Source organism: Janthinobacterium algoris (assembly GCF_051380935.1).
Lineage (GTDB): Bacteria > Pseudomonadota > Gammaproteobacteria > Burkholderiales > Burkholderiaceae_D > Janthinobacterium.
The window spans coordinates 85,264-102,440 of the sequence record NZ_JBNYXZ010000007.1 but is presented as its reverse complement, the minus strand read 5'-3'; the positions used below and the strand labels follow the sequence as shown (position 1 = coordinate 102,440).

The following is a 17,177-nucleotide window of genomic DNA, read 5'->3' as shown; positions in this document are numbered from 1 at the left end:
GCTTACCAGTGCTGGGCAAAGTTGGGGAATGGCGAGGCCATGTGTTCCGGCTCCACAGGCGGCGCCATCCAGTCGCGCGGGTCGACCTTGTAATACTGCAAGAATTGCGCATACAGTTCTGCATGGTGCTCGGCCATCTGGTACGGCTTTTCAAAGAAGGTTTCCGTGGCCACGGCAAAGAATTCGGCGGGATTCGTGGCGCCGTAATGGTCCATCACGCTTTGCTGCTGAACCATGGCGTCGTGGCGCAGGTTGTCGAAGTCGCGCGACAGCACCGTGGCCCAACTGCGGTAGCTCGACACGCTGGGCAAATACGGCGCGCCATTCGCGGCGCCCGATTCACTGTCGAGCTGATGGGCGAATTCATGCAGCACCACATTGTGGCCATCGGTCCAGTCGGCCGCACCGCGCTGCACGTGGTCCCAGGCGAGCACTACGCGGCCATCGCCCCAGGATTCACCCAGCAAGCCGTTGGCCGATGGCGTGACCACGCCGCCCGGCCCCACTTCATTGCGCGTGACGATGAATTCCGTGGGATACACGAGGATAGTGTCGAGCTGCGGATACACTTGGGTCTGGCGATTCAGCAGCAGCAAACAGGCTTGGCCGGCGATGGTGTAGCGCATCTCGTCCGTGATCTCCAGGCCGCCACAGCCGACGAATTTCTTCTGGTACAGGAATTGCACGACGAGATGGCGCAATTGTTCCTGCAGCGGGGCCGGCATGCGCGCATACACGGGAATATTCTTTTCCAGCACGGCCAAACCTTCGGGCGGCAAGGGCTTGGCCAGGGCACGCTTCAAACGCCAGCGGGGGAACCACAGCGAAAAAACGATGGCGGCCGTGACGAAGGCGATCCACAGCAGCGGGTTCATGCAACGGCCCACTTCAGAACAACGGGGGCAATCGGGCAAACGGAGACGGTGTAGGCGAACAAGGACAAGCTCCTTCGAATGAACCCGCATCGGGAAGGGCGGGCAGTCCAGCCCACATGGGGATGCTTGCAGTCTTTTCAATCAGACTAGCTCAAAGAGCCGGGTGCAACGCCAAAAGCCGGGGTGTTACCCGGCTTTCAACATGCATCTAAGAATCACTATCACCAGCATTACGCCCGCGCCCGCCAATCACCACGCGGCCCGCAAGGCACAGACTTACTCAGCGGTCTTTTGCTGAGGAGCACCAAACAAGGCAGCCACCAACGGATCGCGCGTTACGGGACCGCGGTTGACGCGGATGGCGTAATGCGTGTCATCGGCCAAGATGTGGAAGTGGCGGCCGCTGCCTGCCATGCTTTGCTCGCGCAGGCCGGGACGGTCCTTGCGTGGTGGCGCGCCTTCGCGTTTCGGCTGAACGATGGCTGCTAGGAAAGCGCGCACGCGCTCAGGATCTGGCGTCAACTGGTACACTGCCTTGCCCAGGTAAGTGGCGGTGCCTTCGATGTAGCGTGCCAGTTCGATCACGCCCGCTTCGCGCAAGTCGCGGATGTATTTACGGGCGCCCGATGGCGAAAACTTGAGGAACCAGGCGATTTCATCGGCCAGCATCTCGTGCAGCGACAATTCGCCGATCAGCTTTTGCATGTTTTCGATGCGGCGCAGGGTGGCCGACGTCGAACGCACGCGCTCGATCGGTGCCATGGAAATGGGATTCATCCGCTCCGGTGGGATAGGTGCTGCGCGTTCTACCATTTGCGAGCCTTTTTCGGGGCTACGAAGTTCCTGGTGCGCTGCCTTTAATTCGCTCTTCACGTGAGACTGAGTCATTGCATGCATTTGAATACTCCTTTTAAACGATTGCCGGTAGCCCGGATTGTTAAGTTCTTGGCAATTTTTATACCAGAACACCACAAATCCTGAGCGTCTGGGCACAGAATGCCATCCTGCTCCTAGCTGGTCTGTGCGTTAACGAACATTAGGAACAAGAAAGTGAAAAATATTGCCCTACTGCATTCTTTCTCTCGGGGCATCTAAAAATGGCATCTGAAAAACGCTCCGCGCCCCACTCTGGCCCCCATTCATGGCGCAAAGTGAAATAGCGAACAGAAGCAGAAGCTCCATTGCAATAAATTCAAGCTTCGCACGCGGCGCCCGCCGCCCCGCCCCCCGCCCGTATCGCGCTACTTCGACTCTTGCAAAGGAAACCTCATGAAAATGCCTGCCCTGTTGGCCGCCACCTTGCTCGTCACCCTGTCCGCCTGTAAGAAACCCGCCGAAGCGCCGCTGCCTGAAACGGCACCGAACCCCACGTCCGCCCCACAAGTGATGGCTGCTCCCGTCACGCCTGCCATGCCGGAAACGGGTCCGGGCCATGTGACGCCGCCTGCGCCGCTGACCGATCCCGCCACCGCCCCCGCTTTGCCGCCCGCCACGGCGCCGAAGTAAAGCCAACAGACAAGGCCGCCGGACGGCGATCAATCAGGCGTCCACGCGGCGCCATCCCTACTCCACGGGGGAGTTACGCGTTGCCAGCCTGTTCGCAACGCGTTTTTTTACGATTGGAGTCGGTCACGCCATGAAGGTTCAACGGCAGGCGCAACGCCAGCCAGCATCGAACCGACCCGCCGGCAATCCGGCAATCCGCACAGCCTTTCCCCTCGCCGTGCGGAAAGACGGAATATCGATATTTCCCTTTTTCAATAGATTCAAATTAAACCTTTATAAACAATCACTTGCAATAAACGCCAAAGTGCGCTCCACTGGCACGGAAGATGCTTTTATATTTTCATAACCGCCGTCAGAGCGGCAGCCCGACCCACTATATAAAACCATCTACTTTTTGGAGACAACAGCATGGCAAGCACCTTCCGTATCTCGTCCTTCCTGAACACCAAGGCTCTGGTCGTGGCCGTCGCACTGGCCGCGCAATTCCCGCTGGCCGTCCACGCCGCCGACCTGGTCCGCCTGGGTAACCTGAAATTCGCCCATTACGGCGCCGTCGCCTATATGAAGGAAATCGCGCCGAAGTACGACTTGAAAATCGAAGAACGCATCTTCGCCAAGGGCCTCGACATCGTGCCGGCCATGATCGCCGGTGAAATCGACGTCTCCGCCAGTGCGCTGGAAGCGGCCATCACGGGCCGTGCCACGGGCTTACCCGTGTACCTGGTGGGCGGCTTCGCCAAGGGCGGTGTGCAGATCGTCGGACGTCCCGACCTGAACATCAAGGGCATTGCCGACCTGAAGGGCAAGAAAGTCGGCGTCACGCGCGGTGGCCCGCAGGAAATCCTGCTGTTTGCCGAACTCACCAAGGCCAAGCTGACCTGGTCCGACAAACCGGGCAAGGACGTGCAGATCTTGTACATGGGCTACCCGGACTTGAATCAGGCGCTGCTGACCAAGGATATCGACGTCATGAGCCAGTCCGAGCCCTACTCGACCCAGGCGATCCACAAGAAATACGGCGCGGCCATCGTCAAGCCGTATGACACACCGCTGGGCGAGCCCGTGCGCGCTCTCGTGATGACGGAAAAAATGTACAAGGAAAAGCCGGCCGTGGCACAGCGTTTCATGGATTGCTTCGTCGCCGCCACGCGCGCCTTCCTGGCCGACCCGAAACTGGCCGAAAAATATGTGCGCGAATCGATGTTCAAGAACCAGATCACGTCTGAGGATTACCGCGATGCCATCGACAACGCCATCTTCACGGAAGACATCTCCCAGAGCCACGTGCAGCTGACCACCGACTACATGGTGAAATTCGGCGTGGGACGCATGGCAAAACCGCCTGCCGCCAAGGATTGGGTCAAGCTCGACCTGCTGGAAAAAGCCAAGAAATCCTATGTCCCACGCTAACCACGACCACGCCAATCGGAAAGTATCACGATGAATATACAAATGATGAAACGCTTCGTGCACGGTGCCATCGTGCCCGTGGCCGTGCTGCTGTTCTGGCAAGCGCTGTCCACGTTTGGCTGGATCAATCCGCAAATCCTGCCGTCGCCCGTCGCCGTGCTGGTGAAGTGGTATGAATACCTGATCCCCATGCAAGCATACACGCCGGAAGCGGGCAACTACCTGGTGTGGATGTTCTCCGGCGAACTGCCGCATGACGCCTGGGCCAGCCTGTCGCGCGTGCTGGGCGGCTTCGCCATCGGCGCCGGCCTGGCCTTGCCGCTGGGCCTGCTGATGGGCACCAACAAGACCATCTGTAAACTGTTTGACCCGCTGGTGCAGGTGCTGCGCCCGATTCCACCGATCGCCTACATCCCGCTGGCGATTTTATGGTTCGGCCTGGGCAATCCGCCCGCCTTCTTCCTGATCAGCATTGGTTCTTTCTTCCCCGTGCTGATGAATACCATCGCCGGCGTGCGCCAGGTCGACGGCATCTATATTCGCGCCGCGCGCAACCTGGGCGCCAGCCAGATGACGATGTTCCGCCGCGTCATCCTGCCGGCGGCCACGCCCTACATCCTGGCCGGCGCGCGCATCGGCATGGGCACGGCCTTCATCGTCGTGATCGTGGCGGAAATGATCGCCGTCAACAGCGGCCTCGGTTTCCGCATCCTGGAAGCGCGCGAGTATTTCTGGTCTGACAAGATTATCGCCGGCATGTTTACCATCGGCCTGTTCGGCCTGGCCATCGATATGGCAATGAATGCCCTGAATAATCATTTGCTGCAGTGGCACCGCGGCCTGGAACACTGAGAGGAACGGCCATGACCACGATCAATATCAATGCAGTCAATAAAATCTTCACGACGGGCGGCGCCGACGTCATCGCCCTGAAGGATATCAACCTGGAAATCGCCAGCGGCGAGTTCATCTGCCTGCTGGGGCCGTCCGGCTGCGGCAAGTCGACCCTGCTCAATGCCCTCGCCGGCTTTTCGCAGCCGACTTCCGGCCAAATCCTGGCCGGTGGCAAGCTGATCACCGAACCCGGTCCCGACCGCGGCATGGTGTTCCAGGAATACGCGCTGTTCCCATGGATGAGCATCGAGAGCAATATCGCTTTCGGCCTGGAAATCGCCGGCAAGACGCCGGCCGAAATCAAGGAACGGGTCGACATGCTGCTGAGCATGCTGGGCTTGACGGAATTCCGTGCCCGCTACCCGAAAGACTTGTCGGGCGGCATGCGCCAGCGCGTAGCGATCGCCCGCGTGCTGGCCCTCGATTCGCCCATCATGCTGATGGATGAACCGTTCGGCGCACTGGATGCCTTGACGCGGCGCAACCTGCAAGATGAATTGCTGAAAATCTGGAAAGTCTTCGGCACCACCATCGTGTTTGTCACGCACTCGATCGAGGAATCGATCTACCTGGCCGACCGCACCATCGTCATGACCTACCGTCCCGGCACCATCAAGCGCGACGTGGCAATCGACCTGCCCCGCCCGCGCGACCCGAGCGACCCCGAGTTCAACCGCCTCAAACGTATGCTGGGCGAGATGGTGATGGAAGAGCAGCAAAGGCACCACAACGCCGAAACCATGGCAAGTACGGCAGACTGATAGTATGTCTGATTAGCTAGCACCGGGGCAGTACCGTCTGGTCTGCCCCCATCAACCCGACACACGGAGCACCATGGCATTCGGCAAATGGACCCTGAGACCGGCGCTCGGCCCCCTGCTGGCCGTGGCTACGCTGGTCTTGCTGACATGGGCCTCGTATGCCTGGGTACAGCAGCGCCAGCTCGATGAATTGCACCGCACCCTCGATTCGCGCGCGGAACTGTACGCGGCCTCCATCGGCGGCGCCCTCAATAAATACGAATTCCTGCCCCTGGCCGTGGCCCAGAGCGATGCTGTGGCGCAACTGCTGGAGCAGCCCAGCGCCGACAAAGTCGCGCAGATCAACGCCTACCTGGTCGACATGAACCGCCGCGCGGGCGCCTTTGCCGTGTATGTGCTCGACGACAAGGGCACGACCCTGGCGTCCAGCAACTGGCGAGACCGCAGTTCCTACGTGGGCGTCAACTACGGTTTCCGGCCCTACTTCAAGGATGCGTTCGCGGGCGGCATAGGCCGCTTCTACGGCATCGGCTTCTCCACCTTCGAGGCTGGCTATTTCATTTCGCAGCCCGTGCTACGCGACGGACGCGTCATCGGCATCGTCGCCGCCAAGGTCAACCTGGACTGGATCGAGCAATCGTGGCGCACACCGGGCGCAGGCGAGCAGATCTGGGTCAAGGATGCGAATGGCGTGATCATCCTGGCCACGACGCCCGCCTTCAAGTTCAAGACCCTGGCGCCGCTGTCGCCGGCCGCCAAGCACGATATCAGCGAGCAGCGCCAGTTCCTGCAGGAAAACCTGCCCATCCTGCCGCACAAGGTGCAGCGCCAGTTCGCCGATGGCGCCAGCGTGATGACCCTGGAGCGCCCGCAGGCTGGCGACACGCCGGCCCTGTCCGGCAGCGCCGACAAGGTGAACTATCTGGCCGTGAACCGCGCGCTGGGTCCGCTGCAATGGCAAATCACGGTGCTGGCCGAACTCGACCAGGTCAACGAGGCGGCGCGCAACGCAGCCATCGCCGCCGCGCTGGGCTGGGCCTTGCTGCTGCTGGGCCTGATGTATGCGCGCCAGCGCCGGCGCCGCATCGCCGACAAGCTCAATGCGCAACAGACGCTGGCGCGCGCCTATGAACAGCTGGAAATCAAGGTCGAGCAGCGCACGGCCGACCTGGTGCATGCGAATGGCCGCCTGCAGGCGGAAGTGGCCGAACGCGAGCGGGCCGAGCAGACCCTGCGCTATGCCCAGGCGGAACTGGTGCAAAGCGGCAAACTGGCGGCCATTGGCCAGATGGCGGCCGGCGTCACGCACGAACTGAACCAGCCGCTGGCCGCCCTGCAAACTTTTTCCGACAATGCCAAAGTCTTTTTGGCGCGGGGCCGCATCGACGATGCGCTGGACAATCTGTCGACCATTTCCGACCTCGTCAAGCGCCTCGGCTATGTCACATCGCAATTGAAAGGCTTTGCGCGGCGCGGCGACGATGCCCGCAAACCCGTCAGCGTGCGCCAGGCGTTTGCGCAAACCATGCTGCAAATCCGCACGCGCAAGCATTCGCAGCGCCTGACCCTGCATGAAAGCTGGCTTGAGGACGATATCATCGTACTGTGCAACGCCATCGGCCTGGAACAGGTGTTTACCAACTTGATCACCAACGCCATGGATGCCGTGCCGGAAAGCGAGCCCGTGCAGATATGGTTCCAGGTGCGCCGCGAAGGCAAGCTCGCCGTGCTGCATATCACCGATAATGGCCCCGGCATCCCGCTGGCCTCGCTCGACAAGATTTTCGACCCCTTCTATACCACCAAGGAACACGGACTGGGCTTGGGATTATCGATCAGCGCAGGCATACTGCGCGCGGCCGGCAGCGCACTGGCGGTGCGCAACCGCAGCGCGCAGGAAGGGGGCGGCGCGCAATTTACCATCACCCTGAGCTGCGACCCGGGGGAGAGAGACGAAGGAAACATCTGATGCACGAGAATAATTTTGAAGGCATGCAAGTGCTGCTGGTGGAAGACGATGCCGTGGTGCGCAAGGGCGCCCGGCAATCGTTGGAACTGGCGGGCTTGCAAGTGACGGCCGTCGCCACGGCCGAGGAAGCACTGCCCTACCTGGTGCCCGAATTTGCGGGCATTTTATTGAGCGATATCAAGCTGCCCGGCATGGATGGCTTGAAACTGCTCGATATCGCCGTGGCGCAGGATGCCAGCCTGCCCGTCATCCTCGTCACGGGCCATGGCGACGTGTCGATGGCCGTGGGCGCCATGCGCCGTGGCGCTTACGACTTCATCGAAAAACCGTTTTCCGCCGACTTGCTGGTGGAAGTGTGCCGCCGCGCGCTCGATAAACGCCACCTGGTGCTGGAAAACATGAACTTGCGCCGCCAGCTCGAACAGCGGGTCGGCATCGAGGCGCGCATCGTGGGCCGCAGCGCGGCCATGGCCAAGGTGCGCCAACTGGTGCTGAACCTGGCACCAAAATCGGCCGACATCATCATCCTCGGCGAAACGGGGACTGGAAAAGAACTGATTGCGCGCTGCCTGCACGACTTCAGCGAGCGCCGCGACCACCCTTTCGTGGCGATCAACTGCGGCGCCCTGCCCGAATCGATTTTCGAGTCGGAACTGTTCGGCCACGAGGAAGGGGCATTTACGGGCGCGCAGCGCCAGCGCATCGGCAAGATCGAGTACGCCAACGGCGGCACCCTGTTTCTGGACGAAATCGAAAGCATGCCGCTGGCCCTGCAAGTCAAGCTGCTGCGCGTGCTGCAGGAACGGCAAGTCGAGCGGCTCGGTTCCAACAAATTGATTTCCGTCAATTTCCGCGTGATTGCCGCCGCCAAGGAAGATTTGAATGTACTGGCGGAACAGGGCAAGTTCCGGCCCGACCTGTATTACCGCCTGAACGTGGCCAGCCTGACCCTGCCGGCGCTGCGCAACCGGCGCGAGGATATCCCCCTGCTGTTCGAATTTTTCGTGCTGCAGGCAGCGCTGCGCTATGGCCAGCCGGCGGCCCTCGTCAGCGGTGACCTGATCGCATCCCTGATGGCGCAGCGCTGGGCCGGCAATGTGCGCGAGCTGCACAATGTCGCCGACCGCTTCGTGCTGGGCTTGCTCGACGACACGCTCAGCCCGGCCGGTTGCCGCGAAGCCTCATTGGCCGAACAGGTGGACACGTTCGAAATTTCCATCATCGAAGAAGCCTTGCGCCGCCACAACGGCAATGTCATCGATGCAGCTGCTGCCTTGAATATCCCGAAGAAAACCCTGTACGACAAGCTCAAGCGATTTGATATCTCGACGGAACAATTCCGTTGATCTGAAGCAAATGGCCGACACAACCATGGGGCGGCGTCCTACCCGTGCGGCCAGTCTCCTGTGTGACAATACCGGCTCACATCAACACTTTGCACAGGATACTGCCATGAAAACCGCCGCTCTCTTGCTGGCCGCCACCCTGATGACCGTGGGCGGCGCCTGGGTACAAGCCCAGTCGACGACGAATGTCAACCAGACAGGCAACCACACCAACAATCCGAATGATCCGGGCCAAAAATCGGACCAGTCCGACAAACTCGACAACAAAGGCAAGCTGGTTCACGACGCCACGCCCGACAAAACGCGCACGGACAAGCGCAGCCGCCGCGGCAAGCCCGTGGTCACACCGGACACCCCGGCAGCGAGCGGACCAGCCACCTCGCCGCCAGCGACACCGGCAGCACCGGCCCGCTAAGCATTGCTTCCAGCGCCGCGCTGCGCCACATTGCTCCAAGGCACGCTATCATCGCGCCTTTACAAGATAGCTAGGATGACAATGAAAGCAGCATGGTGCGGGATGGTGGCGATGGTAACGGCAGGCGTATTGGCCGCCGCGGGTGCACAAGCCGCGCCCACGGTGGGCGAGTGCATGGAGCTGACGACAGGCATCAAGTTCAGCAAGAACAATGGCGATGCGCAAGTCAATGTCGAGGAAAACTTCGAGGGCAAGAAACAAAAGGGCACACAGCTGATCCTTGACGGTGGCGTGCTGCTGGCCACGTCCTACCAGGACATCCGCGATGGCCAGGTATTCCTGACGGGTGCGATCCATTATAATGAAGATGGCAGCGTGCGCAGCAAGAACGTCTACACGCCACAGTCCGCCATCCCCGCCAACATGCGCCCCGGTCACGAAGTGCGCGTGCAATTCTCGGACACGCAAACGAGCACCCACTACCCACTGGCTGGCCTGTCCGACAAAATCACCACCTCCACGCGTACTGACAAACGCGATGTCTCGATCACCTTCCTGGGCTGGGAACGCCTGGAACTGGGCGGGCGCCGCTTCCCCGACGCCTGCAAGTTCGAGCTGCGTGACGTCGGTGAAAAAAACAAAGGCAAAAGCGGCGAATACGTGTGGTACGCGCAAGGTTACGGCGTGATCATGACGGACAAACTGGACCGGAATGGCGACGTGCAGCCGGCGTATCGCATCGCATTGACGAACATCCTCAGCGCGCCTTGACGATTTCTGGGGGAGCCAGGCCACTGCTCCACCGCCTAGTGCCCAGCGCCTCTTCGGTCATGATCATGCGGCGGCCAGAGGCTGTGCTGGACGTAATTCCACGACCTTTCCTGCTTGCAATCCAACGACGCGTTCGGCAGCGTCGATCGTTTCACGACGGTGCGCCACCATGATGCGCGTGAGCCGCAGCTGGCTCAGTACCTGATTGACCTTGCGTTCATTATTCATGTCCAGATGGCTGGTTGCCTCATCCAGTGCCAATATGCGCGGCTGCTTATACAAGGCCCTGGCCAGCAATATGCGCTGCTTCTGCCCGCCAGACAGGCTGCTTCCCATGTCTCCAACCAGGGTCTGATAACCCATCGGCATCTGCGCAATTTCATCATGGACCGCCGCCTGCCTTGCGCAGCGCTCCACGACGTCGCGCTCGGCGCGGGCATCAAAGAACGCGATATTGTCTTGTAACGATCCGGCCAGCAACATATCGTCCTGCATCACCGTGCCCACCAGTTGACGGTATGCACGCAGCCCGATCTGTGTAATGGGAACATTGTCGATCAAGACTTCACCCTCGCTGGGCGCCAACAAGCCGAGAATAATCTTGCATAAGGTCGTCTTGCCGCAGCCGCTGGGACCGACCAGGGCCAGGCTCTGGCCGGCAGGGATATGCAAGTCGATGCCATCGAGTATCCAGGGCTCGCCCTCCGCATAGCGAAAGCGGATATTCTTCAGGGTCAGACTGCAATCAAAACGATGCAAATCCGTTTCCTGCTCATGCAGCGCTTCGACTGGTTCAAGCACAATGTCGGCCAAACGCTCGGCATGCAAACTCAGCATCTTCAAGTTGACCAGCAAGTCGACCAGACTGAACAGCCGCGAGGAAAAAGTTCCCGCGTAGCTGGAAAACGCCATCAGCATACCTATCGTCAGCGCATTTTTCATGACCAGTTCGGCCCCGACATAGAACAAGGCCAGCCCCTGCACGCTGAAGATGGTGGTGCTGCTTACCTTGAACAGGATACTCAGTTTCTGCGTCTTGATGTCACGATTGATCACATCCTGCTTCAAGTTTTGCCAGCGTATACGCCGCTCCGCTTCCTGCCCAAACAGTTTCAACGGCATGATGGCACGAATGGTTTCCAGGAAGTGACTGCTTTCTTTCGCCGACAAGATCAAGCGTTCCTGGGATGCCTCGCGCAACGGCTGATAAAAAGCCCAACGCAGCAACGCATACAACAGGACGGCGGCTAACACCAGGAACGATAACTTGGGGCTGTACATGAACATCATGCCCAAGGCCAGCATGGCCATCAATCCATCGAGCGCACTTTCAACAAACAGGCTGGTCAGTGTTCCCTGTATCGAGGCAATACTGCCAAAGCGCGAAACGACGTCGCCCAGATGCCGCTTCTCGAAGAAAGACAACGGCAGGCGTGTCAGATGGGCAAAGATACGCACTGACCATTGCAACCCTATGTCCATGCTCCAGCGCATCAAAAACCAGCTACGTGCCAGGCCGATCGCCGTCTGTGTCACAATCAACAACGCAAAACCACACACCAGCACCTTCAGCAAGTCCTGATCACCGCTGACGATCACTTCATCAATGACGAACTGGTTGAACAAAGGGGAAGCAATCGCAAAAATCTCCAGGGCAAGCGCAAGCGCCAGTATCTGCACCAGCGCACGACGCAATCCCAGTACATGTCCAGTCAAATCACGTATGGCAACTTTGCGGCGCTCATCGGCCACGACAAAATCTGCATTCGGCGCCAGTTCCATGGCCACACCCGTGAAATGCTTCGAGACAACGCCCAGCGGCAAACGGCGCTCGCCGATGGCAGGATCGAGCAGCGTCACCATGGTCACGCCGCGCCACGTCTTGCTGACTTTTTTCAAGACAACGAAATGATTGAGATTCCAATGCAAAATACAGGGAATTTGCAATTTAGATAACTCATCAAGCTCAAGACGTAGCGGACGCGCCGCCAACTGCATCGATGCGGCATGGCGCATGAGCTGCTCCAGCGTGACCCCTTTCAGGCTGACGGGAAAGCGGCGGCGCAATTCGGCCAGGTCGGTATGACGACCATAATGGCTGGCGACCATGGCAAGGCATGCCAGACCACATTCGCTGGACTCCGTTTGTAGGACAATGTGCATAAATTGGATAATAAGGAACAGGGCTTGCCGCAAACAAGCCCGAAAAAAGACGCGTGGTGCCTGGCCCCGTCGACAACCAGCCTTCGTCGAAAACCAATGTAGCGAATGGGATGAGAAATACGCTGCCTGGCGCCAAGATCAATGAATCAGCCTGGTGATACCGGCAAAGATGGCCTATGCTGAAGAACATTCATTGCTAGAGATCATGACGATCATACAACCATACGCCATCCCTTTTCACAAATACAAAAGTATCGCGATGAACGCCGGTGTCAGGCGGCATGCCGCGAAAATCTACGGTCAAGAAAATAGTTTGGGAATCTTGCACCACCCAATTCCACATTTTTTTCGATATATAATAATTTAGGTCATCTATTTTCGGAGGAAATCGCATATGCTTGATCCCGCTACTGGTAGCAAGCGCGGAAAATGATGACGGGGTTGCTCGAACCTGACTATAAACTTGGAAAAAGTCCATCACTGGGTTAATAGCCTCTTTCACCACAGCCAAATCTTCGGCAGTCTTAATCGCGGACAGATCCACCCTGTTCTTTATCTTCCGGTTAGGTGGCTCTTTCATAAAGCTAAAATCCATATTTTCTCCAGTAACAGAACGTTCATGGTATGAAGAAGTCATGTCGGCGGCACATCCTGAAATACAAAAAATCAGTGAAAATATCAAAAAAAAATTCTTCAACACAATCTCCCTGAGAAAAACTCATCCGCATCACCATGGAAAAACAAGAGGAACAAAATCTTCCTTGCCCCTCTCATTCACAACTAATGCATATCAATCAGTAAAGTTCATTCATCACTTCATTACTCCGACGGCCACCACCACCACCACCATTACCTTCATAAAAGAAACCGCCAAAAAGTTCAACGCCCAGGCCGTACACTTCCGCTACGCCATTGCAACCGAACGAATCGTTATAATTTGTGGCGCAAATATTGTGCATATCAGCCTTGAACATCGAGTCAGCCTCTGCGCGGCTTACCAGGGAACCAGCGGAATAGTTATCATCGTGCCGACCACAGGCGCTCCGAAAATCATAGCCAAACGGTGCATCCGGCACCAAGGTGCAGCCGTCGCCGCCGCCCGCTACCACAGCCAATTCTTTTAGTACAATCATGCGCATTTTTGTTATCCTGTTTCAAGGTTGAGTTGACCATCCGGAAAGATGGTTTGATACCGCCGGTCAGCGTGCTGTCACACGCTGACCGGCTCTTAGCAAAAGCAGAGCGGATGGGACTATGTCCCGTTCGTTCTGCTCCCTACTAACACTGGCTATCGCGCCAAGGCGCGATAGCCGAGATGATTAAAACAACATTGGCGACGCCCCATGACGGCGGCCTAACTCGTCATGGCCAGCAATGGTTCCGCAATCCATTCCCAGATTTTTCGCCTGTCCTGTATTACGTCCGCTTCCAGCGTCATTCCTGGCTTGAGTGCCTGCACTTTCCCATAAGCGTCTATCGTCTGGCGCTCGAGCTTGACCTTGATGCGATATAACGCTTCATTGCCATTAAATCCGGCAATGTTTTGCTGGGCATTGGAGAGGATGGTGCTGGCAATATTCTGTGGCAATTCGGCAGGCGCAAACGGCGTCTTGCTCACATCAGTCACGATGCCGCGCTGCAAGCCAAACTTTTGATAGGGATAGGCTTGATAGCGAATCTGCACAAGCTGTCCAATCGCCACGAACCCTGCGGTACGGCTCGGCGCATACAGGTGTACTTCCAGGGCGGGGACCTGCTGCTGCAAGCTAGGTCCGGAGGCAAGCGATGTTGCTTGTGGAATCAAGGTTGCCAGCGCCTGGCCGGCATTCACAGCCTGGCCCGGTTGATAGGTGATGGTGGTAATGGTGCCTGGCTGCGGCGCAGTGATCAGACTCGCCTTGCGGTTGCTGTTCTCCGCAACCTCTTGCTTTAATACAGCCTGCGCCCTTTGCAGTTGAGCAAGATCGGTGGACAAGGTATTCGACAAGGCCGCCAGCTCAGCCTCGAGGTTGAGGCGGTTAGCCTGCAACTGGAGACGGGTTCTGGTCAGGCTGGAGACGCGCACACCCAGATCAATTAGATCTTCCTGCTTTTGCTGGGTTTGTGCTGGAGAAACGTAGCCATTTGCCTGCAAGGTTTCATATTTCTTTAAACTTTCTTGCGACAAACTATAACGCCGCTTTGCCAGATCGATTTCCTGTGCAAGCTGCAACATCTCTGTTTCCTGATTTTTCAAGCGTACAACAATTTCCGCTTTTTTATCATCATGCTGTGCAATACGAACGCGTTGTTCAGCATCAAGGCTTTGCCGCCTGCTGGCTAATTGTTGAGCGATTAATACCGTCAACTCACCATTGCTGCTTTGACGCTCTGTCGATAATTCGAACAATGTCTGGCCAGCGGATACTCGTTCGCCTTCACGCACCAGGCTGCGAATTAAAATACCTTCATTGGGTGCATGAATTCCAAGACTTCCCGTATCCGGAACCAATATCCCAGCCGTGCGTGCTTTTTTTGTCACGCTCCCCATCACAACAAAAAAAATCAATGCACCTGCAATCATGATCGAAAAAGCTGCGATTAACCAGCTGGATAAAGGTTGCGCCAATCGAATGGCGCCCAACCATTGTTGATTTGACGAGGCAACAACTTCCGACCGAAATAAGGGCGATTCGACTTCATTATTCATCGACATAGGAATGCGGAAAATCTAGCGGTCTTGGACCAGAAGACAGCAAGAATATACTTTTCCAATAAAAATGTAAATATTTTTTACTAACTTTTTTTGATCCATTCATTTACATATTTCCGCCGATATTTCTACTTTAACATTCCACCGACTATTCCAATAAAGGCAGCATCCACGACAGGCGCAGCACCTCATTTTTTCTGACCAAATGGATAACTGCGCATGATTCAAACAGCAGGACAGGCGGATGGCAGCCGCAATATCGTCGGAACTAATGCAGCTGCGCCAGCGCATTCCCCCGCACCTGGAACACCACCCTTGCCACCGTCTTGCCGGCGTCGTCGACGAGGGCCAGCGCATGCTTGCCCGGCACCGGGCGCCAGCTGATGCTCTCCGTTGCCGCGCCCATGTCCTTGCCGTCAAGCACCCAGCGCAAGCCATGACTGCCTTGCGCCTGGAAGAACACGCGCTGCAGGGCTGGCGGGATGTCGGGGTCGATGGCGAGGATGCTGTCCTCTGCCGGGTACACGATGGCGGGCGGCTTGACGGTATCGCCCAATACGGCGATCACGGCGCTTTCCGTGCCGGCGATAAACCATTCGCGGCGCGGCGCTTCCAGCGCGGGCTGGTACGCCACCATCTGCTGCAATACGCCGGGCGGCGCTTTCGGGGCGTGGCTGGGCACGTTCTTGTGCAGGTAATCCATCACGTCGCGCCATACGGGCGCGGCGCCCGTCACGCCCGAAACATCCCACATGGGCTTGCCGTCGAAGTTGCCCACCCAGACGCCCACCGTATAGCGCTCCGAGTAGCCCATGCACCAGTTGTCGCGCATGTCCTTGCTGGTGCCCGTCTTGACGGCGCTCCAGAAATTGGTCCCCAACTCGTTGCGCAAGCCAAAGGTCATGCTGCGCGCGGCACGGTCGGCCAGGATATCGCCGACGATAAAGGCGGCGCCCGGCTCCATCACGCGGCGTCTATCCTTGCCGGCCTGCCCCGGCTGCAGGCCGGCGGTGCTGTACAGCCCGCCATTGGCCAGCGCGCGGTAGGCGTTGGCCAGTTCCAGCAAGGTCACTTCCGACGAGCCCAGCGCCAGCGAGGGGCCGTAGTATTCGGCCGGTTCCGTCAGGCTGGACAGACCCACTTCCTTGAGGCGGTTATAAAAGCCGTCCTGCCCCGTCAGCAACACCGTGCGCACAGCGGGAATGTTGAGTGAACTGGCCAGGCTGGTGCGCGCGCTGACGTAACCTTTGAAATTGCGGTCGTAGTTTTGCGGCGCATACATGCCCGACGCCGTGGCGACGTCCAGCGGCGAGTCGTCCATGACGGAGGCGGCCGTCATCAAACGGCGTTCGATGGCCAATTCATACAGGAATGGTTTCAAGGTGGAACCGGCCTGGCGCAGGGCAGCCACGCCATCGACATGGCTGCCGCCCGCATTGCCGACATAGGCGAGAATGTCGCCGCTGCGGTTGTCCAGCACGATGATGGCGCCATCGTTGACATTGCGCTCGCGCAAGGAGGCCAGTTGCTGGCGCAGGTTTTCCTGTGCGAAGCGCTGCAGGGGGCCATCGAGGGTGCTACGCACGGAACTGCCCGATTGCTTGAGCAACTGCTGCGCCACCTGCGGCGCCGGCGCGAGGTCGGCGTACAGGGCCGTGCGCTGCAAGGCCGTCTGCACGCGCTGGCCGATCAGCTGGCAACTGCTGTCCATGCGCCACTCTTTCGCCAGCGCGCACGCGCGCCGCGTGACGGTGGCCTGCGGCGCATTCGGTGCGCGCACGAGGCTGGCCAAAATGATGCCGTCCGTCTGATTCAGGCCGGACGGCGCCTTGCCGAACAGGCTGTACGAGGCGGAGGCGATGCCTTGCAGCTCGCCACGGAACGATACCAGGTTCAAGTACGCCTCGAAAATCTGCGCCTTGCTCCAGCTGTCTTCGATGGCTTGGGCGGCACGCATCTGGTCCCATTTCTGGCGCAGGCTGCGTCCGCCCGAGGACGCCTGCAAGTCCGCATCGAGCTGGCCCGCCAGCTGCATGGTGATGGTCGAGGCGCCGCGGGGCTTTTTCGAAAACAGATTGTCCCAGGCGGCCGTGGCCAGCGCGGACACATCCACGCCGCCATGACGCATGAAGCGCTGGTCTTCCGCCAGCAGCACGGCTTGCTGCACGGCGGGAGAAACATCAGCCAGCGGCACCCACGGCAAGCGCCGCACTTTCATGTCCACGCGCAAGGATTGCAGGGGTGCGCCGCTGCGGTCGAGCAATTGCGCTTCCGAGCTGCGGTAGGCAGTTTGCACCTGGGCCGGCGTCAGCACCGCTTGCGCCAGCGCAAAGTTGCACGCTAGCGCGCCACACATGGCGGCAATCAACTTTCCC

15 protein-coding genes are annotated in these 17,177 nt (G+C 58.7%); 8 read left to right on the top strand and 7 right to left on the bottom strand.

Going from position 1 to position 17,177, the window contains the following annotated elements:
* Window positions 1–2: 2 nt before the first annotated feature.
* Together ACQ4W7_RS12385 and ACQ4W7_RS12380 are read right to left on the bottom strand one after the other, a co-directional pair.
* The gene (locus ACQ4W7_RS12385; RefSeq protein WP_436530784.1) at window positions 3–875 is read right to left on the bottom strand and encodes a M90 family metallopeptidase; all 873 of its coding nucleotides are present in this window, start codon (window positions 873–875) and stop codon (window positions 3–5) included.
* 276 nt (window positions 876–1,151) lie between these two features.
* Entirely contained in the window at window positions 1,152–1,652 is a 501-nt protein-coding gene (locus ACQ4W7_RS12380) for a winged helix-turn-helix domain-containing protein (protein WP_226938940.1), read from the bottom strand.
* Between the two features lie 492 nt (window positions 1,653–2,144).
* On the opposite strand from ACQ4W7_RS12380, the gene ACQ4W7_RS12375 reads away from it, so the two are divergent.
* The 8 genes from ACQ4W7_RS12375 to ACQ4W7_RS12340 all read left to right on the top strand — a co-directional run bounded on the left by ACQ4W7_RS12375 (window position 2,145) and on the right by ACQ4W7_RS12340 (window position 9,947).
* A complete protein-coding gene (locus ACQ4W7_RS12375; protein ID WP_436530782.1) occupies window positions 2,145–2,381 on the top strand; it encodes a hypothetical protein in 237 nt (78 codons plus the stop codon).
* A 408-nt stretch (window positions 2,382–2,789) separates the two neighbouring features.
* Complete coding sequence (locus ACQ4W7_RS12370) at window positions 2,790–3,791, top strand: ABC transporter substrate-binding protein (protein ID WP_426072453.1); 1,002 nt, start codon at window positions 2,790–2,792, stop codon at window positions 3,789–3,791.
* 30 nt (window positions 3,792–3,821) lie between these two features.
* On the top strand, window positions 3,822–4,643 hold the full coding sequence (locus ACQ4W7_RS12365) for an ABC transporter permease (RefSeq protein WP_436530779.1): 822 nt from the start codon (window positions 3,822–3,824) through the stop codon (window positions 4,641–4,643).
* A gap of 11 nt (window positions 4,644–4,654) precedes the next feature.
* Window positions 4,655–5,446 carry an ABC transporter ATP-binding protein gene (locus ACQ4W7_RS12360; protein WP_426072455.1) on the top strand — a complete coding sequence of 264 codons (792 nt, stop codon included), beginning with the start codon at window positions 4,655–4,657 and terminating at the stop codon, window positions 5,444–5,446.
* Window positions 5,447–5,519: 73 nt separating this feature from the next.
* Entirely contained in the window at window positions 5,520–7,415 is a 1,896-nt protein-coding gene (locus ACQ4W7_RS12355) for a sensor histidine kinase (protein WP_436530777.1), read from the top strand.
* Window positions 7,415–8,761 (top strand): sigma-54-dependent transcriptional regulator, encoded by a 1,347-nt coding sequence (locus ACQ4W7_RS12350; RefSeq protein WP_426072457.1) that lies wholly within the window; start codon window positions 7,415–7,417, stop codon window positions 8,759–8,761. The genes ACQ4W7_RS12355 and ACQ4W7_RS12350 overlap by 1 nt, the downstream gene beginning before the upstream one ends.
* A gap of 106 nt (window positions 8,762–8,867) precedes the next feature.
* The gene (locus tag ACQ4W7_RS12345; protein WP_436530775.1) at window positions 8,868–9,176 is read left to right on the top strand and encodes a hypothetical protein; all 309 of its coding nucleotides are present in this window, start codon (window positions 8,868–8,870) and stop codon (window positions 9,174–9,176) included.
* A gap of 81 nt (window positions 9,177–9,257) precedes the next feature.
* Entirely contained in the window at window positions 9,258–9,947 is a 690-nt protein-coding gene (locus tag ACQ4W7_RS12340) for a hypothetical protein (RefSeq protein WP_436530773.1), read from the top strand.
* A 63-nt stretch (window positions 9,948–10,010) separates the two neighbouring features.
* On the opposite strand, the gene ACQ4W7_RS12335 is transcribed toward ACQ4W7_RS12340, so the two are convergent.
* From ACQ4W7_RS12335 to pbpC, 5 genes are all read right to left on the bottom strand, one after another.
* The gene (locus ACQ4W7_RS12335) at window positions 10,011–12,110 is read right to left on the bottom strand and encodes a peptidase domain-containing ABC transporter (protein WP_436531013.1); all 2,100 of its coding nucleotides are present in this window, start codon (window positions 12,108–12,110) and stop codon (window positions 10,011–10,013) included.
* A gap of 196 nt (window positions 12,111–12,306) precedes the next feature.
* On the bottom strand, window positions 12,307–12,747 hold the full coding sequence (locus ACQ4W7_RS12330) for a hypothetical protein (protein WP_436530771.1): 441 nt from the start codon (window positions 12,745–12,747) through the stop codon (window positions 12,307–12,309).
* A 157-nt stretch (window positions 12,748–12,904) separates the two neighbouring features.
* Window positions 12,905–13,243, bottom strand: coding sequence for a phospholipase A2 (locus ACQ4W7_RS12325; protein ID WP_436531011.1), 339 nt, complete (start codon window positions 13,241–13,243; stop codon window positions 12,905–12,907).
* 221 nt (window positions 13,244–13,464) lie between these two features.
* Window positions 13,465–14,805, bottom strand: a complete 1,341-nt coding sequence (locus ACQ4W7_RS12320; RefSeq protein ID WP_436530769.1) for an HlyD family secretion protein — start codon at window positions 14,803–14,805, stop codon at window positions 13,465–13,467.
* A gap of 265 nt (window positions 14,806–15,070) precedes the next feature.
* Window positions 15,071–17,158: a penicillin-binding protein 1C gene (pbpC, locus tag ACQ4W7_RS12315; RefSeq protein WP_436531009.1), complete on the bottom strand. Its 2,088-nt coding sequence runs from the start codon at window positions 17,156–17,158 to the stop codon at window positions 15,071–15,073.
* Window positions 17,159–17,177 lie beyond the last annotated feature (19 nt).